The organism is Clostridium sp. LIBA-8553, from assembly GCF_057782465.1.
Window position 1 is genome coordinate 1,377,164 of record NZ_CM173489.1, and the last position, 22,379, is coordinate 1,399,542.

The 22,379-nt window shown below is 27.1% G+C and carries 16 protein-coding genes, 1 pseudogene and 1 riboswitch; of the genes and pseudogenes, 15 read left to right on the forward strand and 2 right to left on the reverse strand.

Annotated elements, in window-relative coordinates; all coding sequences use genetic code 11:
• The first annotated feature begins 3 nt into the window (after positions 1 to 3).
• The 7 genes and pseudogenes from AC2JAQ_RS06090 to AC2JAQ_RS06120 all read left to right on the forward strand — a co-directional run.
• The gene (locus AC2JAQ_RS06090) at positions 4 to 423 is read left to right on the forward strand and encodes a hypothetical protein (RefSeq protein ID WP_488458407.1); all 420 of its coding nucleotides are present in this window, start codon (positions 4 to 6) and stop codon (positions 421 to 423) included.
• Positions 424 to 804: 381 nt separating this feature from the next.
• Positions 805 to 1,488, forward strand: a complete 684-nt coding sequence (locus AC2JAQ_RS06095; protein WP_488458408.1) for a response regulator transcription factor — start codon at positions 805 to 807, stop codon at positions 1,486 to 1,488.
• A gap of 3 nt (positions 1,489 to 1,491) precedes the next feature.
• Positions 1,492 to 2,748, forward strand: a complete 1,257-nt coding sequence (locus AC2JAQ_RS06100; protein ID WP_488458409.1) for a sensor histidine kinase — start codon at positions 1,492 to 1,494, stop codon at positions 2,746 to 2,748.
• A gap of 291 nt (positions 2,749 to 3,039) precedes the next feature.
• On the forward strand, positions 3,040 to 3,726 hold the full coding sequence (locus tag AC2JAQ_RS06105; RefSeq protein ID WP_488458410.1) for a polyphosphate polymerase domain-containing protein: 687 nt from the start codon (positions 3,040 to 3,042) through the stop codon (positions 3,724 to 3,726).
• Positions 3,727 to 3,924: 198 nt separating this feature from the next.
• Positions 3,925 to 4,614: a DUF4956 domain-containing protein gene (locus AC2JAQ_RS06110; protein WP_488458411.1), complete on the forward strand. Its 690-nt coding sequence runs from the start codon at positions 3,925 to 3,927 to the stop codon at positions 4,612 to 4,614.
• Between the two features lie 87 nt (positions 4,615 to 4,701).
• Positions 4,702 to 6,738, forward strand: a complete 2,037-nt coding sequence (locus tag AC2JAQ_RS06115; RefSeq protein ID WP_488458412.1) for a CotH kinase family protein — start codon at positions 4,702 to 4,704, stop codon at positions 6,736 to 6,738.
• A 179-nt stretch (positions 6,739 to 6,917) separates the two neighbouring features.
• Positions 6,918 to 7,163 (forward strand): annotated as a pseudogene (locus AC2JAQ_RS06120) (pyridine nucleotide-disulfide oxidoreductase); the annotation flags it as partial.
• Positions 7,164 to 7,334: 171 nt separating this feature from the next.
• On the opposite strand, the gene AC2JAQ_RS06125 reads toward AC2JAQ_RS06120, so the two are convergent.
• The gene (locus AC2JAQ_RS06125; RefSeq protein ID WP_488458413.1) at positions 7,335 to 8,582 is read right to left on the reverse strand and encodes a hypothetical protein; all 1,248 of its coding nucleotides are present in this window, start codon (positions 8,580 to 8,582) and stop codon (positions 7,335 to 7,337) included.
• Between the two features lie 290 nt (positions 8,583 to 8,872).
• Here AC2JAQ_RS06125 and AC2JAQ_RS06130 point away from each other — a divergent pair, with 290 nt between their 5' ends.
• Positions 8,873 to 9,382 (forward strand): RNA polymerase sigma factor, encoded by a 510-nt coding sequence (locus AC2JAQ_RS06130; protein WP_488458414.1) that lies wholly within the window; start codon positions 8,873 to 8,875, stop codon positions 9,380 to 9,382.
• Entirely contained in the window at positions 9,383 to 10,576 is a 1,194-nt protein-coding gene (locus AC2JAQ_RS06135) for a hypothetical protein (protein WP_488458415.1), read from the forward strand. It begins immediately after the preceding gene.
• 112 nt (positions 10,577 to 10,688) lie between these two features.
• Here AC2JAQ_RS06135 and AC2JAQ_RS06140 read toward each other — a convergent pair whose 3' ends face one another.
• Complete coding sequence (locus tag AC2JAQ_RS06140) at positions 10,689 to 11,621, reverse strand: hypothetical protein (protein WP_488458416.1); 933 nt, start codon at positions 11,619 to 11,621, stop codon at positions 10,689 to 10,691.
• 171 nt (positions 11,622 to 11,792) lie between these two features.
• Here AC2JAQ_RS06140 and AC2JAQ_RS06145 point away from each other — a divergent pair, with 171 nt between their 5' ends.
• The 6 genes from AC2JAQ_RS06145 to AC2JAQ_RS06170 all read left to right on the forward strand — a co-directional run bounded on the left by AC2JAQ_RS06145 (position 11,793) and on the right by AC2JAQ_RS06170 (position 22,191).
• The gene (locus AC2JAQ_RS06145; RefSeq protein WP_488458417.1) at positions 11,793 to 15,086 is read left to right on the forward strand and encodes a DEAD/DEAH box helicase; all 3,294 of its coding nucleotides are present in this window, start codon (positions 11,793 to 11,795) and stop codon (positions 15,084 to 15,086) included.
• A 506-nt stretch (positions 15,087 to 15,592) separates the two neighbouring features.
• Positions 15,593 to 16,261, forward strand: a complete 669-nt coding sequence (locus AC2JAQ_RS06150; protein WP_488458418.1) for a DUF3592 domain-containing protein — start codon at positions 15,593 to 15,595, stop codon at positions 16,259 to 16,261.
• A gap of 219 nt (positions 16,262 to 16,480) precedes the next feature.
• Positions 16,481 to 17,167, forward strand: a complete 687-nt coding sequence (locus AC2JAQ_RS06155) for a pseudouridine synthase (RefSeq protein ID WP_488458419.1) — start codon at positions 16,481 to 16,483, stop codon at positions 17,165 to 17,167.
• A 15-nt stretch (positions 17,168 to 17,182) separates the two neighbouring features.
• Positions 17,183 to 17,875 carry a hypothetical protein gene (locus tag AC2JAQ_RS06160; RefSeq protein ID WP_488458420.1) on the forward strand — a complete coding sequence of 231 codons (693 nt, stop codon included), beginning with the start codon at positions 17,183 to 17,185 and terminating at the stop codon, positions 17,873 to 17,875.
• Between the two features lie 91 nt (positions 17,876 to 17,966).
• A riboswitch (M-box (ykoK) riboswitch) is annotated at positions 17,967 to 18,124 on the forward strand.
• A gap of 330 nt (positions 18,125 to 18,454) precedes the next feature.
• The gene (gene mgtA / locus AC2JAQ_RS06165) at positions 18,455 to 21,124 is read left to right on the forward strand and encodes a magnesium-translocating P-type ATPase (protein ID WP_488458421.1); all 2,670 of its coding nucleotides are present in this window, start codon (positions 18,455 to 18,457) and stop codon (positions 21,122 to 21,124) included.
• A gap of 305 nt (positions 21,125 to 21,429) precedes the next feature.
• Positions 21,430 to 22,191 carry an SDR family NAD(P)-dependent oxidoreductase gene (locus AC2JAQ_RS06170; RefSeq protein ID WP_488458422.1) on the forward strand — a complete coding sequence of 254 codons (762 nt, stop codon included), beginning with the start codon at positions 21,430 to 21,432 and terminating at the stop codon, positions 22,189 to 22,191.
• Positions 22,192 to 22,379 lie beyond the last annotated feature (188 nt).

Genomic DNA, 22,379 nt, shown 5'->3' on the forward strand with positions numbered 1-22,379 from the left:
GAGGTGAAAGAAAATTTAAAGTATAATTGCACAATGTCTAGATGTGATTTGGATGTTGGTATAAAACAAAATAACATAAAGAATCAATGTATAGATACATTTTGCTTTAACTGTGAAAAAGGATTTAGTGTTAATGATGGAGGTTATTTCATAGTAGATGAACCGTATTGTTCTTTAGAGTGTGTTGTAGAAGCAATAATAAAAGAGATAAACAGCGAACTAAGAATTAAAAAGTTAGATAGGGAAAGTATTAACTTAAATTATTTATATGAAAGCTCAGCTAAGAAAAGTTTACTTCATTTAAAGAATCATTATAATTTAGACTCTACTCAAAAGGAAAGAATAATAGAATATGCTAAGGAAAAAGATGCAGAATATTTAATCGACTTTTTAGAAAAAATTTTATATAGTAATGAATTTTAAAAACAAGGAACTTATTTGTCATAACTAAACTAAATATTGTTGACAATAAATAAGATTTGAAGATTAAGAGTACATTAAACAAAATAGGTTGTTAGTGAAACTAATATATTTTAATGTAAATTATGATTTAAGCTAGGAAAGGAGTATCTTTTAAGGATACTCCTTTTTTATATTACAATATAGTTTGTAATATTTACTTTTAAAATTGTTATTTGCTTAATATAAGAGTATTTTATAAAAACTTAATTAAAATCATTAAGCTTACGTAAAGAAATCAATGATATAATAAGGGAGGTTCTTAAAGTATAAAAATATTTGTATAGGAAATTTTAAAATATGAAAAAATTGTTTGGTAGGAAAATATAATTAGAGGGAGAAATTATGATAAAAGTATTGCTTGTTGAAGATAATATAAAGATTAGTGAGAATATAGTTGAATATTTTAAAAATGATGTAGAAATAGAATGTGTTTACGATGGGTTAGATGCTATAGAATATTTAAACACATATTATTACGATATAGTTATATTAGACCTAATGTTACCAGGTACTGGAGGTATGGAAGTTTTAAATTTTATATCTAAAAAGAGATTAAATACTGGTGTTATAGTATTAACAGCAAAGGAAGAGTTAGGGGATAAGCTTAGAGCTTTTAATTTAGGAGCAAATGATTATTTAACTAAGCCATTTTATATGGAGGAGTTAAAGGCTAGAGTAAATCTTATATTAAAAAGTTTAGGGAAAATAAAGGATTCTAACATACTTCAGCTTAAAGATATGGAGATAAATATGAAGACTAAGAAAGTATTTATAAATGGTTTAGAGCTAGAATTGAATGAAAAGTTATTTAATTTATTAGAGTACTTAGTAATAAATAAAGGTGTTGTACTTTTTAAAGAACAACTTTTTGATAATATTTGCGGATATAATAGCGATGCATCTACTGAAATTATAGAGGTTTATATGAGTAGGCTTAGAAAACAACTAACTCCTTTTGGATATGATAAATATATAGTTACCAAAAGAGGAATGGGATATTTAATAGATGAAAGTATTGAGGATTAAAGAATGAAGAGAAAGGATATTTTTTATAAAACCAAGAGAAGTGTTACTTTAATTAGTGTAGGCATAGTTTTTTTCTGCCTTTTAATCTTTGCTATTATAACAATAACTTTATATACTTCTAGAGTATTTAGTGATGTTGATAATAGTTTGATTCAAGAAAAAGAAAAAATTCAAAAAATATTAAATCTTGAACCATATGAAAAAGCATTTTTTGAAAATGGTAAATTTATGTTACCCCCTATTCCACCTAATATTATAGTAATTCAATATAGAGGAGATAAAGTTTTTGCAATGAAGCCAAATCCTTATTTTGATGAGTATAATTTACCTAATTTAGGGGATGAATCTTTAAATAACGTAGAACAAATAACATCAAATGGATATAAATTTAGAGGAGTTACTATAGTAAATAGAGATATTAAAATACAGTTGCTTATAAATATTGATTCTGAGGTTCAATCAATAAATCAATTAATTAAGACAATAATAATTGCCTTAATAATATTAATTGGAATTGCTTTGGTTTTATCATATATACTTTCTTCAAAAGTTATAAAACCAATAAAAGAAGCTTATGATAAACAGGTTTTCTTTGTTCAGGATGCATCTCATGAGATGAAAACACCTTTGGCTGTAATTAAAGGAAAGTTAGAGCTTTTAGCAAATTCTTGGGATGATACAATAGACGAGCATTTTGAACATATATCTAAGATGATGAGTGAAGTTAGAGCTCTTGAAAAATTAAACAGTGATTTATTACTTCTATCAAAAGAAGATATAGATAACAGCATAAATGTTACATCCTTTGAATTAGAGGAATTTATAGAGGATTTAAGTGAATTTTATATAGATTTAGCAGAAATTCAAGATAAGGTTTTTCAGGTTAATAGACCTTTAGAGCCTGTAATGGTAAAGTGGGATTATAGTAAGGTAAAAAGAATGATTATTATACTCCTTGAAAATGCTTTTAAATACACAGAGAGTGGAGGAAGCGTAACTTTAAGTTTTCAAGAGATAAATAAAAATATTAAAATAACAGTTGAGGACAATGGGATAGGAATAAAAGAAGAGGATAAAGGGCGTATTTTTGACCGATTCTTTAGAAGTGCAGATGTTAGAGGGAAAAATATAAATGGTAGCGGAATTGGATTAAGTTTGTTAAAGTCAATTGGTAAAACATTAGGTGTTGATATAAAGTTATATTCCAAGTATGGAGTTGGAACAAAATTTGAGATTATAATACCTAAGATAGTAAATTAGAGCTTAAGTAAAAAGAATGTTTTTAGAGTTTTAATAAGGTTGTATAGTTAAACAGTTATTGTTTAACCTATATAACCTTATTTTTATTTAATCAAAGTTTAGAAGTAAAGGAATTAATCTTAAAACTTATTATTTTAAAAGAATTTGTATTTTAAGAAGTTACTAAATATCATTGAAATATGGATAGTAGAAGAATTTATAGATAACCTTAATAATTTTCTATTTGCGTTAAGGAACTATTAAGGTTAACTCTATAAAATAGATTTTGATGAGAGATTGGAGGTGATATCAGTGGAAGAAAAAAAGTTTAGACATGAAATTAAGCATTATATAAATCATTCAGATTATATGGCTATCAGAAATAGATTGATGCATGTTATGAAAATCGATAAAAATGCTAGCGAGAATAATGAGTATAAAATAAGAAGTCTTTATTTTGATAATTTAAAGGATAAGGTTCTTATGGAAAAAATCAATGGAATAAATCATAGAGAAAAGTTTCGTATAAGATTTTATAATGATAATCACTCTTTTATTAAGCTTGAAAAAAAATCTAAAATAAATGGATTATGTTCAAAGGAGAGTGAGTTAATAAGTAAAGAAGAATGCGAAAAAATCATTAAGGGAGATATTGAATTCTTAAGATATAGCAATAAAGCTTTGTTTATTGAATTTTATTCAAAAATTAAAGGTGATTTATTAAAGCCGAAAAGTATAGTTGATTACATCAGAGAGGCTTATATATATAGATTAGGAAATGTACGTATAACATTTGATAAAAAAATAAGAACAGGAATATGTAGTACAAATATATTTGATAATAATTTACCTACAATAGAAGCAATAGATAATAACATAGTTGTATTAGAAGTAAAGTTTGATGAATTCTTACCAGAATTAATACAGGATATTATTCAAACTAATGACCGTAGAGCATCAGCTATTTCTAAGTATGCAGCTTCAAGAATATATGGATAAGCTTTTGAATTAGGTTATGTTTTATTTAAGCGTTGATTTTTAAATATTCCTTAAGAGCTAGCTTAATTTCGCAAAGTATTGCTATTATCTACTTCGGAATAATGCAATAACTGATCATTAAGATGGTTTTACAGTTATATTTAAAATTAACATTAGTTTAAAACATAGTCTTAAATTAAAATTAGGAGGAGAAAATAAATGAATAATCAAGCAATTAATTTTAGTGATATATTTAAATCAAGTTTTATTGACAAAATGACGTCTATATCATTTTTAGACATGTTCATAGCAATGGCGCTATCTTTTGTAGTAGGACTATTTATAATGCAGGTTTATAAAAAAACATTTAAGGGAGTTATGTATTCATCAACTTTTGCCATGTCTTTACTTGCACTTACCTTAATAACTACATTAATTATACTTGGAGTTACATCTAATGTAGTTCTTTCACTTGGTATGGTTGGTGCGCTTTCTATAGTTCGTTTTAGAAGTGCTATAAAGGAACCTATGGATATTGCATTCTTATTTTGGTCAATAAGTGAGGGAATAGTTTTAGGTGCTGGTCTTATTCCACTAGCCGTTTTAGGTGCTGTTTTTATAGGAATAGTAATGGTTCTATTTGCTAATAAGAAAACAACTGATAACCCATATATATTAGTAGTTAATTGTGAAAATGATCTTAGTGAAAATGGTGTACTTAACATACTATCAAAGAATGTGAATAAATATTGTGTTAAATCAAAAACTGTTTCACCTTCAAATGGAATTGAAATGACAATAGAGATTAAATTAAAGAATGTTACTACATCATTTGTTAATGAAGTATCGAAAGTAAATGGAGTTTCAAATGCTGTTTTAGTTAGCTACAATGGAGATTATATGGCTTAGATTTAGTAATAAGGAGAAATAGGAGAGAGTAAGGATATTCTCTCCTATTTTAGATAAGTTAAAATTTTATTAGGATGGTGAGGTTAATTGATAAATGAAAAGGGAAGTAAATACATTTCTTTAATAAGTATTTCTTTAGCTGTTATATTTGTTTTTGTATCAGTATTTGCTTTAAAGTCATTGAATTACACAAAGGCAGCTATTACTAGTGAAAAGTATTCTAATATAGAGGCAGTTTTGGATAAAAATACTGTAACTAATATAAATATAAAGATAAAAGATAGTGATTGGGATTGGCTTATTGAAAATGCTACAGATGAAGAATATAGAAGTGCAGATGTCACTATAAATGGAGAAACTTTTTATAATGTTGGGGTTAGACCTAAGGGAAATTCAAGTTTGTCCTCTGTAGCAAATGATAGTACGACAGATAGGTATAGTTTAAAAATAGATTTTGGACAATACGTTGATGGACAGACTTATCACGGTATAAGAAAATTAGCGTTAAACAATAATATATCTGATGCGACTTACATGAAAGAAGCGATATCTTATGATATATATAATTTTTTAGGCGTTCCTACTCCAGAATATTCTTATTCAAATATAAAGATTAATGGAGATGAATGGGGATTATATTTGGCAGTAGAAGTAATTGATGAAAGATTTGTTGAAAAGAACTATGGTGAATTAGAGGGGAATTTATATAAACCTGAAACTATGGGGGTAGGAGCTAAAAAAGGTGAAGGTAACGAGAAAAATGCCATGCCTGATATGAAAAATAATCAAGGAAAAGAAGGTGGAATGATGAAACCACCAAATATGCCTAATAATGCTGAAAATAATAATGAGGGAAATAAACCTATGAATATTCCTAATGAAAATCAAAAAGCAGAGGGAGATAAAAGTGAAGAAAAGGAAGGAATGGGACAAATGCCTTCTATGATGGGCGGAAAAAACAATGAAGGTGCTGATTTAAAATATATAGATGATAATGTTAGTAGCTATTCTACTTTAAGAGATAGTGCAGTATTTAAGAGTACAAATGACAAAGACTTTGAAAATGTGATTGAAATGATGAAAAGCTTAGAGACTGGAACAGATATAGAAAGTCATTTAAATGTTGATGAAGTTCTTAAATATTTTGCTGTTAATACATTTTTAGTTAATTTAGATAGCTATTCAGGTGGAATGTATCATAATTATTATCTTTACGAAAATAATGGGGTATGTGAGATAATCCCATGGGATTTAAACATGTCCTTTGGAGGATTCTCAGTGAATAGTGGAAGTAAGGCAGTTAATTTCCCTATTGACTCTCCTGTTACAGGTAATTTAGAAAATGCTCCTCTTATAGGAAAACTTTTAGAAAATGATGAATATAAAGAGAAATACCATGGATATTTAGAAAAAATAGCAAATGAATATTTTAAAAGTGGAATTTTTAACACAACTGTTACAAATAATGATAAATTAATAGGAGATTACGTAAAGATTGATCCTACAGCATTTTATAATTACGAGGAATATAAAAATGCTATTAAAGAGTTGTTGGTATTTGGAAATGATAGAACAAAGAGTGTAGAAGCTCAATTAAATGGAGAACAGACTTCAAGTGAATATGGCAATATTACTACTTCATTAAATTTAAAAGCATTAGGAGAACAAAATATGGGTGGAAAAATGCCTAATGATAAAATGAATGGAGAAAATTTAGAAAATAATGATGAAAAAAATAACAATGGACAAGAACCACCTCAAGGCGGAGCAGCTTTTAATGGAGAAGCTCTTAACAATATGAAGAATTCTAATGGTGCTCCTCCTAATAATAAGGGTATACCTAATATGGATAATATGCCTTCCCAAGAAAATATACAGAAAGCTATGATTATATTAAATAATAGAGATTATTCAAGTTTAAGTGAAGAGGAGAAAAATCAGTTAACTGAACTTGGAATAAGCGAAGAAAACATAAATATGTTTAAAAGTATGCCGAGACAGAATCAAGGAGAATTTTCTAAAACATCATTTAATAAAATTTATTTCATACTGTTAGGGGTAATTTCTTTTATATTACTAATCAGTACATTATTCGTAAGTAAGTATAAAAGAAGAAAATATTAATTTAGTGGAGAATATTTATATATACATTAAATAAAAGATTTTAAAAAATTTGTGGGAGAATCTAGTGGAATTAAGAAGTCATTGAATATTTATCAAGAAATTAGGGATGAACTACTTAGAACAATGATGTTAATAATAGTAGCTAAAAAGAAATATTAGAGCTATAATATGGAATATAATTAGAGGTTAATGCTATTCCAAGAGCAAAAGTTATTGGAGAAACTCAAGGACTGATGAAGTCTATAGTGGATACAAATACTAATAAGATATTAGGTTGTACACTGTTATGTGCAGAGTCAGCTGAAATAATAAGGACAGTTAGTTTAGCTATGAAGGTTGATGAGGACTATACTTTCTTAAGAGATAATATATTTACTCATCCTACTATGAGTGAAGCTTTAAATGATTTATTTTCATTAGTATAGGATTGTAGTTTGTTTTGATAAATATATTATATAAGTAGTCAATAAGATAATTTTTATATAGATTAATGAAAGCAAAAATCAAAAAAACAAATATGTATTAAAATTTCTTTTATAAAGCATATAAAGAGTCAATATTTTATTAAATATTGGCTCTTTATAATTATTTTTATATTAACTTAAAGATGTTCTACCTACAGAAGTATTGTCAGACTTTCTACCTCTTAAATCTTCAATAGGATTTTCACAAGTTTCAAATCTATAATCTTGATTATTTTTTGATATGAAGTCTGTTATAACCTTATGACTTGGAACACTAGCAACATCAGCATTAACTTTACTTTGGAATTCATGGAATGATGAATCAGATTTTAATGTGCTTACATCCACATAATCATCTTTTATTGTTGTATTGTTGACAGTATTTTTTAATACATCTCTAACATAATCTATATTTTCACCTAGAGTTAATAATTCTGGGAAATCTCCATTTGGAATAACTTCTTGCCATTCTTTTTTATCATATTTTTTAAGAAGTTCAGCTGCGTGATGTAATTGAGAAACTTCTTGAACAAAGCCTTGTTCCCATAGACCTTTTATATATGGATCAACTTCAGAATTATAGCAAGAATAATATAAATATGCTTCAGTATATTTGTGCATAAGTAAATTTTCAAGCCATGTACAGTTAGGATCTAAAAGGCTTCCATAGTGTGAAACATGTTGTTCTTCTATTAATCCTATTTCTTGATAAAGGCTTCTTCCAATATCACTAGTATAGAAACCTGCTATATTCATGTAATAATTCATAGTTTGTTGTTCAGCCGCTGTTATTATTGATATGTTTAACTTAGTAAGAATATCAGCTGTTTTAAAATCTACAAAATTTCTTATGTTATCAGTAGGGCATCTATGTTCAGAGATTGTTGGTCTAGCTGGCATTATTTCTGTATAATGACCTACTAGGTTTTCAGCCTTAACTCCTTCTTCCATGAAGAGTAAATCTGAATACCTATATAAGTGATCAAAATCTTCAAGTAATGCAAAATCTAGCGCTTCTTTTACATGCTTATTAGGCTCTCTTTTAGCAAGTTTTGCGGTTAAATCTACTGCAAGTTGTTCATAACTTATAGTAGTTTCTAGAATAGTCTCATGTGCAGGTCTTAATGAACCTATTAACATTTGTTGCTGCTTATCTAACCTTCTAGAAAGTGCAAGTTCTCTTCTAAGTTCATTATTTAAGCAATGTCTGGAAAATTGATGAGAAAACCAGTTTGACTCAAATTCAGCTCCGTTCATTAAAATTATTCTAGTTTTAGTGTAAGGATTAACCTCACTTTTATTATAAGGCTTTGCAGCGATATTTTTCCAATCTGTAAAATGTGATTGAATTTTTGAACTTTTCTCTAAAAATGGATTCATAATAAACAAATCACTACCTTTCAAATTATAATACCTTTATAGTGTTTGGAAATTAATATTTGATTATTCACTAAGGTCTATAAGTTTGAAAGATTAAAATTTATAATTAAAAATAAATATATTGAATTAGATAAAATTTTAATTATTAGCTAAAAATCAACATTCCCCTAAAACATAGCCTAATTATTAAAAAATAATTTGCAACCTTTTTATGGGGAAGTTTATCTAATAAGTGAAAGAGGTCTTAAGGAAATAAATTTTAAAAGATTATTAAGGGGGAATAACTAAAAATGCAAGAGCTTATAGAGAGGGCTTTAGGTGGAGAACAGGAAGCTTTTATAGAGATTATAAACAAATCTACAAAACAGATGTATAGAATAGGTAAATCTATATTAAAAAATGATGAAGATGTTGGGGATGCAATGCAAGAAACCATAATGATAGCTTATGAAAGGTTAAATACTTTAAAGGAGCCGAAGTTTTTTAATACATGGTTAATTAGGATTTTAATAAATCGATGTAACTATATTTTAAATAGGAATAAGAAAATTATTTCTATAGATGATATTAATGCTGTTAGTTATAAAGAAAAGGGAATAAGAAATTTAGAACTTAATGAAGCAATAAATCAGTTAAAAGAGGATTATAGAATTGTTATAACACTTTATTATATTATGGGATTTAGTGTGAAGGAGATTTCAGCTATTTTAGATGATAAGGAAGGAACCATAAAATCAAGGTTATGTAGGGCAAGAAACGACTTAAGAGATTTTTATGGAGTTAATAAGGGGGTAAAGTAGATGGATAACTTAGAAAAGAAATTATTAAATTTAAAAAATGAAAATATAGAAGTTCCAAAAGTTGTTTTAGATAAGGTTAACCTAGCTTTAAATGAAATAAGAGAAAAAGACCAAAACAAATCATCAAGTGAGTATATATTTAGTAAAAAAGATAAATTAGAAAAATTAGAGTTAGACATAAAAGATAATAAAGATTTAAATAAAGAGTGTAATATGAGTTCTGATGAAACTTATAAGAACATAATATATATGAAAAGTAAAGAGAGAAAAGGTAAATCAAATAAAAGAAAATACGTAGCTGTAGCAGCAGGATTAACTATTACTACTTTAATAGGATTATCAAGTCCAGTTAGAGCAACCATTAATAAGTTATTTTTCAATAATCCTGGAATTGAAAGTGCAATAAACAACAACTATATTCAAGAAGTATCAAATGAATGGATAGTTACTGATGATTTTAATATGAAGTTAAATAATGTTTTAGCTGATAGTAGTCATATAATTTTAGAGTTTGAGTTAGATGTTAAAAATACAAAAAATCTTTTAAAGTTAGATAGTGAAAAGACTGATGTTTATAATGATATATCCTTATACACTGGAGATGGAGAAATAATTTCTGAAAATGGACAGAAGGGTGCAATTGGAAGTACTGAGTATACTTTTGATAATAGTAAAGCAAGTGAAGGAAAGCTTTACTTAAGAACTTTATTTGAGTCAACAGAAGGAAAAATTCCTAAAATGGATGAGATTAAAATAAAGGTTAACAGTATAAACTTTAGAAACTTAACTACAGATAATCTCATTTATAGTTCAGAATTAAATTGGAATTTAACTGTTAATTTAGATGAAAAATTTACTCAAGTTAATGAGATACAATATTCATTTGAAAATGAATCACCTAATATAGTTATTCATGAGGCTAAGGCTATACCAACAGGATTATTCTTAAAATTTGATTATTTAGCACCAGGTCATGATGAAAATATATTATGGGCTATGAAAGTTATAGATGAAAATGGGAAAGAGTATAGGATGAATGGAGCTAGTATGGAATCTCTAGAAAATGGGGGAGATAGGTTAAGTGGAACTTTTGATGGAATAAGCTCTTTTGATAATGTGGAGAAATTTACATTAGAGATTAAAAATCCAGATGGAAAGAGCATAGATAAGATTAACTTTTTCAAAGAAAAATAAATAGATGATTTTAATTGTTTTATAATACTTATAATTTAAAATTTAAAATTTAAAATTAAGTTTAGAAAAGTATGTGGATTTAAAGAGAGAATAAAAGAAACCCAAAGGTAAGTTACTTTTTCACCTTTGGGTTTCTTGGTCTATGCTTGAACTCTTTATAAGCTTTATAAAAGAAAGCATAGAATAAAGCAAAACAATAAGAAAAAATTAGAAGTGGAAGTCCTATTAAGTAAATAATTACTAAAAAGCCTATTACTCCTAAAAGTATTTTAATATAAACTACCTTAGGATATATTATTCTTGTAGGTTTTATTAAATGCTTGAAAGCAAGAATAATTATTAAAAGGTATATGGATGAAAAAGCTATTAAAAGGCTTATAAACCTAGAACTTAATACGCTTATATATAGTATTCTTAGTGAAAATAAGAAGGAACATAATGAAAGAATGCTCATTGATAATGCTTTATAAAAAGTTAAAAATATGTAGAGTTTTTTAGCTAATGCTAATAAAATCAATGATAGAGTGTTAAAAACAACAAAACTAAGAAAGACTATATCTAGATAGCTAGTAGTAAATGTTTCATAATCATAATATAGTTTAAGTATCATTGGAAAAAGAGTATTAAAGAGAAACATAATCATTAATATAGAAAATCTAGTAGCACTTATTAAATCCTTAGGGGGCTTGTATCCTATACGAGCTCTTTCTTTTCTTGTTAATTTTTTGTTTGTTTCTTCGTTGCTTCTTGCTAAGTTTTTTACTTTTTTCTTTTTATAAATTTTTCTTTCATTTTCTTCCTCTTCATCTTTATTAGTTGATGATATAAATATAATAAGCCAAAAAATAAAGATAGTAAAACTTAAGGGGATGGCCCATTTCCCATTTTCAATAATAAAATTTAAATCATAATTGCTTTTATAAATTCCTATTATATATCCAAAAAAAACACCAACAGAAGTAAGAAACAAAAAAATATTAGTAAATATAAGTCCTATATTTGAATGTATACTTTTTAATTTTTTAACTAGTTCATATTTAGACAATATTAACTTTCCTTTCTTTAATAGGTTAATTATGTAATTATATATTATAACATTTTTTTAGTGAAATAAATTGATTTTACAAATAGTTTAAAGCTTAAGAAATAGGTTAAGTAGAGAGGAATCTATAAGTATGATAGAATAATTCTATAAAAGTTAAGGAGGGGAATGCCTTTGAATTTAGAAATTTTAATGAAAAACTTAGTAAGGCGAACTTCCAGTTTTACTAGAGAGCAAGGAAAAAAGTTAATTAAGGAAGCATACATAAAAGATGTTAAGGGGAAAAGCATAGATGGAGTTTATCATATTTATGGAAGGGTATTAAATGAAGATAAAAACTGGGATTATGATACTCACTTAAAAATAAATATGAAAAATAATGAGATTATTGGAGTTAACTGTAGTTGTGAAACCTTTAAGGAGAATAGTAAACAGGTGAAAAATTATATGTGCAAGCATATATCAGCAACTGGTGATGCTTTTTATTCTTTAGCTAAGAAAAAAATAGCAAGTAAAAAATCAATAATTAAGGTGGAAAACAAGTTAGTTAAAGAGAATGAGAAGAATAATGAACAACAAGAGAAGAGATTTCTTTCTTTAGATATAAGCATTAAGCATATGGTAAAAGAGGGAATTCAATTCTTCAATTGCGAATTTAGAATAGGAGTAGGAAATTTAAACTTAATATTAGATCTAAAAGATTTCTTATACAAAAACAGCTTGAAAAAGCCATTGAAATTTAATGATAGTTTTACATATAATCCTTTGAAGGATGATTTTTTGAAGGAGGATAAAAGAATACTTCAATTTATTGGAGCTAATAGTGATAAGATAAATGGAAGATATTTAAGGCTTAGACAAAATAGTTTAAAGGATTTTCTTAAGTTAATTGATGAGAAAAAGAAAATAAACTTTAATTTTAATTCAATTAATTATGAAGTTAAGGTTAGAAAGGAAAATGTTCCGGTAGCTCTAACTTTAAAAGAAGGAAAAGAAGAATTTATATTAAGTCATCATAAAAAATTTCCTGTTATTTTAAATAATACAGGAGATGTAATGTTTTTTGATAGAAATTTATATCTTCCAAGAAAGAGACAATTAGAATATTATATTCCAATTCATAAGTTGTTTTTAAAGAATAATACAATTACATATAAGAAAACTTTAGAAAACTTAAAAAATCTTTTGGAAGAATTAAAAAATATAAGTAAAAATATAGTGCTTGATGAGAATGTTAAAATCTTTAAAGAAAAGCTAATGAAAACAACATTTTATTTTTATGAAAATAAGGGAGAAATTTATTGTAATGTAAAAATAGATTATTGTGGATATATAATTGATTTAATAAGAGATGAAAAGGATAATAGCTTTTTAAGGGATTTAAAAAGTGAAAAACATATAGAATTTCAACTTGAAAGATTTAAATTTATAAAAAGGGAAGAGGACTTTTGTTTTATTGGAGATGAAGAGGCAATGTATGATTTTTTCTCTAAAGGACTTAAGAAGATAAAAGAGCATGGTGATGTTATATTATCTAAAGAGTTACAGGAGTTTAAGGTTATAGATTCATCACTTATTTCATCAGAACTTTCAGAGTTAACAAATTTCTATAAGTTAAAATTTAATTTTGGAGATTTTGATATACAAGAGCTTAGAGAAAGTATAGATGCCATGAAAAATGGGAAGAGATTTTATAAGACTAAGAAGACTTACTTAGACTTAGAAGAACCAGGTATAGTACATTTCTTAAACCTTTTAGAGGACTTAGGGCTAGACAATATTAGTAATAATGAAATTAATATTGATAAGAGTAAAGTTTTATATATACAAGAAAAGTTGAAAGACAGAAATTTATCATTCATAAAAGGTGGTAAGGTTCTTCAAGAAATAGTCAATAAACTTTTAAATAAAGAGTTTAAGAGAAAACTTGTTCCAAAAGCTTTAAATGCAGAGCTTAGATCTTATCAAAAAGAAGGTTTTAAGTGGATTAATGAAATTACTGATTTAGGATTTGGAGGAGTTTTAGCAGATGATATGGGGCTTGGTAAAACTCTTCAAATAATAGCTTTTTTATTATCTCAAAAGAAAAGTAAAAGCATAGTGGTGGTTCCAACTTCAGTTATATATAATTGGATGGACGAATTTGAAAAGTTTGCACCTAGCTTAAGGATTGGATTAGTTCATGGAAGTAAAGCACGACGAGACAAGGTTTTAAATGACTTTAAAAGAAGTCTTGGTATTAAATTAGATTACATGGATTCTTTTGAAGGATTAGATTTAGATGAAGAGGAAAATATAAATAACTCAAAAGAAGGCAAAAATAAATCAAATGGTAAAAATAAAACCAAGAAATCATCAAAGTCTTATGAAAGATATGATATTTTATTAACTACTTATGGTACCTTAAAAAATGATGAAGAGGCTTATGATAACTTAAGTTTCGATTATTGCATAATAGATGAGGCTCAGAATATAAAAAATCCAAGTGCACAAGCAACCTTATCTGTGAAGAAAATAAAGTCAAGATGTAATATTGCCTTAACAGGAACTCCAATAGAAAATAATTTAATGGAACTTTGGTCAATATTTGATTTTGTTATGCCTGGATATTTATTCACTAAAGAAAGGTTTAGAGAGCGTTTTATCTTAGATGAAAATAATTTGGATGAATTAAAATCATTAATAAATCCATTTATACTAAGAAGACTTAAGGAAGATGTTTTAAGTGAACTTCCAGAAAAACTTGAAAAGAAATATTTAGTAGAAATTAAGGGTAAACAAAAGCAAATATATAATTCATATGTAAAAGCAATAAAAACCAAATTAAATGAAAGTAAAATAAGTGGAAAGAGTGGGAATGAGAAGATAAATCTATTTGCCTATTTAACAAAGTTAAGGGAAATTTGTTTGGATCCTTCAATAGTTATTCCAGAGTACACTGGAGGAAGTGGAAAACTAACTGTAGTAAAGGAAATTGTTAAGGATGCCAGTGAATCCGGTAAGAAAATTTTATTATTTTCTCAATTTACTTCAGTATTAAAGAAAATAGAGGATGATTTTAAAAGGGAAGGTATCTCTCATTTATATTTAGATGGAGGAACATCAGCTAAAGAAAGAGTTGAAAGAGTAAAGAAGTTTAATGAGGATGAGAGTATAAAGGTATTTCTAATATCTTTAAAAGCAGGAGGAGTAGGATTAAACTTAACTTCTGCTAGTGTGGTTATACATTTTGATCCATGGTGGAATCCAGCGGTAGAAGATCAAGCTACGGATAGAGCTCATAGATTTGGACAAGAAAATAGAGTAGAAGTAATAAAGTTAGTTGCAAAGGATACTATTGAAGAAAAAATAGTATTAATGCAAGAGGATAAAAGAGAGCTTATTCAAAGTTTAATGGATGGTAAGGCTATGGATGGCAAAGGATTGAAAAGACTTACTGAAGAAGAAATAACTAAATTATTTGAATAGGGTTTAAAATAAGAAAAAAGCTAAGGTAATTTAAATTACCTTAGCTTTTTCTCTAATCGTACTGATTATCTGTAGTTGGTGGCAAACCAAGTTAGAGAGTTTAAAGAAATAAGTTTAAAACATAAAATTTAAGCTTATTTATCCATAAAAATCATCCAAGTTATTTTTAAAGCAAAGAAGGTTATTTACTCTAAAAATACAATATAAAAACAGGCTAACAGAAAATCCGAAAAATATTTTATAGTATAACCATACGTTCCTAAAGTATGTTATTAAATTTTAAATATACTATAATTACATTATAAACTACTATTTGCAATATATAAACTAATTTTTAAAATTTGGTTAAAATAAATATTTTTACTAAAGAAAAAAGGATAATTTTATTTTAGAAAGAAACTATTATTTAGGGGATTTTAAGAAGTCTATATATAATTTAATTTTAACAATTGTAATAAAAGGATATTGTAAATAAATTTATAGTTTAATATGAAGAGAGGAAGTTTATGAATTTAAAAAGAAAAAACAATGGAATAATATTTTTTATATTTGGAGTTGTTTTCATTCTAAGCGCATTAAGACCATTAGGAGAATTAATATATATTAAATCTAATGGAGAAAAAGCAGATGCAAAAATAGTTGCATATGATTTGCTTCAAAAAAGTAGTAGAAGAGGAAGGAGCAGTTATTACGATTATGTCCCTATAGTTGAATTTTTTGATGGAAAGGAAAAAATACAAGTTCCTGTAACAATGAATTCTTTAAATGAAGAGTTAGACATAATAGGATTAGATGTAAAAGTTAATTACTTAAAAAATACTCCATCTAAAGTAATAATAGATGATAAACTATTTTGGTTATATGAGATATCTAATTCTTTAGTATTTGTGGGATCTTTTTTATTAATGGTTATGTTAAGTCAAATGTCTGTAGAAACATATAGGGGAAGAGAGTTAACTTTTGATGTTCCTACAAAGAATAAAATAATATTTTTGATTTCAGGATTACCAGGAGTTATAGGGGCATTTCTTAGCTTTTACTATGGCTTTATTACATTAAAATATAATGGTTTAGGTTTTACTTCCGGAACTTTAATATTATCCTTATTGATCATAGGAATATATCTATTGGGAATAGTTAATTTTGCTAAAAGAAAAAATAATTGTTGGAGATAGTTTTCATTATAACCTTTCTTAATAGTTAACTTTAAATGAAGTTTAATTAACTAAAATTTTATGGAGCTGACAAATTGTTAGTTCTTTTAAATTTTATATATTATTATGATACATACTAATTTTGAAAATTATTAATTAATTCTGTTATAATTAATCAGATGAATTTAAAATTAATATAAATAATAATTTGAGTTTAGGAAGGAATGTTTATAATTAATAATGAGAATAAACAAGCTTTTTAGCAATTTTGGGATATGCTCTAGAAAAGAAACTAATAAAATTATTAGAGAGGGAAGAGTTATTGTCAATGGTAAGCCATGTATTGAGGGGCAATGGGTTGAGTTGAGTGATGAAATACTTTTAGATGGAAAGCCCTTAGTTCCAAAGAAAAAGATTTATATAGCACTTAATAAGCCAGTAGGAGTTGTGTGTACTGCTGCAGAAGAGGTTAAGAATAATATAATAGATTACTTAGGAATCGACGATTATGTTTTTCCAATAGGAAGGCTTGATAAGGATTCACAAGGGTTAATAATTCTAACTAATGATGGTGATTTAGCAAATCAAGTTTTAGCAGCAGAAAATAATCATGAAAAGGAATATATTGTTAAATTAGATCAGCCATTTTATGATGATTTTATTGAAAAAATGGAGCAGGGTGTTGAAATATTAGGACAAGTAACAAAGCCTTGTAAAGTTAAAAGGATAAATGAAAATACATATTCTATAATACTAACACAAGGATTAAATAGACAAATAAGAAGAATGAGTAAAGCATTTGGGTTTAATGTGGTTAAATTAGAAAGAATAAGAATTGTAAATATAAATCTTGAGGGTATAGATTATGGAAAGTGGAGATATATAAGCAAAGAAGAAATTGAAAGCTTAGAAAGGATTATAAAATAGTTAAGGGGATAAAAAATGGCAAAAGAGAATAAGATAAAAATAGGGTTTACAAAGTTAATATTAATTTTAGCAGCCATAGTACTTTTGTATTCTGTTATATCTGATTTATATAAAATTGGTTATTTGGAATTAAAAGGAGTAGAAACAACAGGGAAATTAATAACTTTTGATGAAAAGATTACTTCAGGAAGACGTAAATTAAAATCATATACTCCAATTGTAAGAATAAAGATTGATGGACAAGAGATTGATGTTCCTGCTACGTTGAATAAAATTGATAAAGATTTGGTTGATTTTGTTGGTGATGAAGTTAAGGTCAAATATTCTTTAAAGGATTATAAGCTTTTAATAATAAATGAGAAAAAATATTTATTAAATAGAATTAATGATATAATATTAGCATTACAATTTTCACTATTTGCTTTATTAGCTATTGGTATGAAGGCTACTTATGGAGAAGATAGGAAAATAAAGTGGATTCCTAAGAAAAAAAATCTAGTTTTGGATTTAATTTTGTTGTTACCGGGTTTGATATTTTCGATTTTGTGGATTTATTACCAAATTATTTTAGGAGAATACGCGTTAGAACAATTTGACTTCGTAGGTGCATTAGGCACATTTATGTTTTTATTAGTTTATACTATTATTGCAATTAGTTTTGTTAAAGATAAGAGGAATTCATATAAATTTTTTAATAAAACAATATAAAATTTTAAATAAATTAAAGAAATGTATTTATGAAAATAAGTTTTTTGGTTGACATTTTAAAATTTATTGCATAGAATGAAACTAACAACGGAATAAAAATCGGTAGGTGAGGTTACCACCGGGATACGGATTGCTGCCGCGGAGTAGTGGAGACACTATGAGAAGGTTAGCAGGCTATGTCGAGAAAACAAGGCATAATCTAATGCAATTTCATTGCCCGGTGAAGCTAAAGCTTGAACGATATTGTGCTTAGGCGTTTTTTTATGCGCTTAGTACTTTGTTTTTGCATGAATTTAATCCTTACCTAAATTTAGGTAAGGATTTTTTATGTTGAAACATATTATTTAAATTATTTTAAGAAAGTAGAGGTGATAGTAATGGACACGGGAAGTAGTGGAGGCATACAACTTGACGGGCGAAGTATTTTATATGAAAAATGTTTTAAGAATATTTCTGTTAATGTTCCTGCTATCATTTTTCGAAGGCTTAATTAATTTAATAGAGTAGAAGGATACTTTTGTCCTGTTTAATGTCTTTACTTCCTAAAAAATTTCTTCAAAGAATTAGGAGGTAAGAATTATGAAGAAGAGAACAGAACAAAAAGTTATAAATGAAGTTTTAATGAATGAAAGATTAATAAGAGCAAGTAAAACGAGCTCAGAAAATCTATTAAAAGAAATGGAAACATCTTTAAATGGATATAGTGAGAAAGAGGCTGAAAGAAGAATTGATAAGTATGGCGAAAATGTAATTTCACATGAAAAAGGTGATTCAGTATTTAAAAGACTTTTTGAATCTTTTGTTAATCCTTTTACAGTTGTACTTTTTATTCTTGCAATAATATCAACATTTACAGATATCATTTTACCAGCACCAAGTGATAGATCTTACAGTACAGTAGTAATAATAGTTACAATGGTTACTGTTAGTGGAGTATTAAAATTTGTTCAAGAAAGTAGATCAAATAACTCCGCTGAGAAGTTAAAGGCTATGGTAAAAACAACAGCTACAGTTGAGAGAGAAGGTAGAAAAGAAATTGAACTTTCAGAAATTGTACCAGGAGATATAGTATATTTATCAGCTGGAGATATGATTCCTGCTGATTTAAGAATAGTTTCTTCAAAGGATTTATTTGTTAGCCAAGCTTCATTAACTGGTGAAAGTGAACCAGTTGAAAAATATGGAGAAGAAGTAACCTCTAATTTAACTAATCCTTTAGAAAGTACAAACTTAGGATTTATGGGAAGTAATGTAATAAGTGGTTCTGCACTTTGTATTGTATTATCAACTGGAGACTATACTTACTTCGGTTCTATGGCAAAGACAATTACAGAGAAGAAAGTTGTCACTAGCTTTGAAAAAGGCGTAAACTCAGTTTCTTGGTTATTAATTAAATTCATGATGTGTATGGTGCCAGTTGTATTCTTTGCAAATGGATTAACTAAGGGAGACTGGGGTGAATCATTCTTATTTGCATTATCAGTTGCAGTAGGTTTAACTCCAGAAATGTTACCTATGATAGTTACAACAAACCTTGCAAAAGGTGCTGTAAAAATGGCAAAGAAAAAGACTGTTGTAAAGAGCTTAAATTCAATACAAAATTTTGGAGCTATGGATGTACTTTGTACTGATAAAACAGGTACATTAACTCAAGATAAGGTTGTTTTAGAATATCATCTTGATGTTCATGGTAATGAAAATGAAAGAGTTCTTAGACATGCTTTTTTAAATAGTTTTTTCCAAACAGGATTAAAAAATCTTATGGATGTAGCAATCTTAGAACAAGCTAACAAATTGAATTTTAGTGACTTAGAGGGAAAATACACTAAGGTTGATGAAATACCTTTTGACTTTAATAGAAGAAGAATGAGTGTTGTAATAAAAGATAAAGAAGGTAAAACTCAGCTAATTACTAAGGGGGCAGTTGAAGAAATGCTAAAAATTTCTTCGAAGGTAGAATATAGAGGAAAAGTTGAAGTTTTAACAGATGAAATAAGAAAAGAGATCTTAGCTACTGTTGAGAGATTAAATAATGAAGGAATGCGTGTAATTGCGGTTGCACAAAAAAACAATCCTTCTGTAGAAGGTGTTTTCTCTGTAGAAGATGAATCTAACATGGTTCTTATGGGATATCTTGCTTTCTTAGATCCACCAAAAGAATCAACATTATCTGCAATTAAAGCTCTTAATGATAATGGAGTAGCAGTAAAAGTTTTAACCGGAGATAATGATGGGGTCACAAAATGTATTTGTAAGCAAGTTGGATTGGAGGTTGAAAATATTCTTCTTGGTTCTCAAATAAGTGAAATGAGTGATGAAGAATTAAAAGTTGAAGTTGAAAAAACAAATATTTTTGCAAAGCTTAGTCCACAACAAAAGACTAGAATAGTTAGAATTCTTCGTGAAAATGGACATACTGTTGGATTTATGGGAGATGGAATTAATGATGCCGCAGCAATGCATGAATCAGATGTAGGAATTTCAGTTGATACAGCAGTTGACATTGCAAAGGAATCCGCAGATATAATTCTTTTAGAAAAAGACCTTATGGTATTAGAAAAAGGAGTTATTGAGGGAAGAAGAACTTTTGGAAATATAATTAAATATATTAAAATGACAGCAAGTTCTAATTTCGGAAATATGTTTTCTGTAGTTATAGCAAGTGTGTTCTTACCATTTTTACCAATGCTACCTATTCAAATTTTAGCTTTAAACTTAATCTATGATATTTCTTGTATTTCAATTCCATGGGATAATATGGATGATGAATATTTAAGAAAACCTAGAAAATGGGATGCTTCTTCAATAGGTAAGTTCATGGTTTGGATAGGACCTACAAGTTCAGTTTTTGATATAGCAACTTATATTATTATGTTCTTTATAATTTGTCCGAGTATTGCAGGAGGACACTATGGTGCACCAGGAGTAAATAATGCATTATTTATTTCAGTATTTAATGCAGGATGGTTTGTTGAAAGCTTATGGTCTCAAACACTTGTTATACACATGATACGTACACCAAAGCTTCCATTTATACAAAGTAGAGCATCACTTCCAGTATTAGCTGTTACGACTTTAGCTATTATTGTTGGAACAGTAATTCCTTATACTTTTTTAGGAACATCATTAGGGATGACTGCGTTACCATATACTTATTTCCCTTGGTTATTAGGAATAGTAATATGCTATATGGTTCTTGCAACAGCAATGAAAAATGCATTTAGAAAATATTATGGTGAATTACTTTAATTTATAATTAAACAATTAGAGAAAAAAATATTAAAACCATATAAACTTTTTAAGGTTTATATGGTTTTTTATTATGTAAAAAATATATAAATTTTATATATTTTTAATCATGAAATGAGTAATTTTAAAATAATATGTGTAAGATATCTATTAAGTTAAGTAAATAATAAAGAGAAAAATATAAAGTTTTATATTATAGTTAGAATAATATATATTCCTATTGTATTATTATATAAATAAAATACGATTATTAAAAGAGTATATGGAGTGTATTGAAGTAATATATATTTAAGAGGTGATTTGTTATGGATATGTTATCAAAAAGTGTAAATAATAAAGTAGTTATTGTAACTGGAGGAACTAGAGGAATAGGATTTGCCACAGTTAAAAAATTTCTTGCTCATGGAGCTAAAGTAGCCTTATGTGGTTCTAAAAAAGAAACTGTTGATAAAGCTTTAAAAGAAATAAATGAAATTAATCCTAATTATGAAGTTATGGGATTTTATCCTAATTTATTAGAAATAAGTGAAATAGAGGATATGGAAAATATAATTTTAGAAAAATGGGGAAGAATAGATATTCTTATAAATAATGCTGGTGTAAGTGATAATAGACCAATATATGGTCAAAGTGATGATGATTTTTCTAAAATTATGGATATCAATGTCCAAGCAGTATTCAACTGTACAAAGGTTGTAGTAAAAACAATGAAAACTCAAAAAGAAGGAGTTATTTTAAATACAAGTTCAGTAGTGAGTTTATATGGTCAAAGAACAGGAGTTGGATATCCAACTTCAAAATTTGCAGTAAATGGATTAACTAAATCTTTAGCAAGAGAGCTTGGAAAAGACGGTATACGAGTAAATGCAGTAGCTCCTGGAATAATTGCTACAGATATGGTAGCTGCTTTAGATAAGAAGTTAATAGAAGAAATAGCTAAGAATATTCCGTTGGGAAGAGTTGGGAAAGCTGAAGACATAGCAAATGCTTTTTTATTTTTAGCATCTGATATGGCTAGTTATATAAGTGGAGAGATATTATCAGTAGATGGAGCTGTTGTGCTTTAAAATAGATATAGGATAAGAATATGGCAGAATATTAAATATTACATCAACTAGATGGAATCAAAAAGAGACTAATTTGGAGGCTTATGGATCATTAAAATGGGCTCAAGTCTATAAAATCACATTCATAGTATGAAGATTGTAAGAGTAAAGTCAAACAACAGGATTATCTATGAATGTGATTTTTCTTT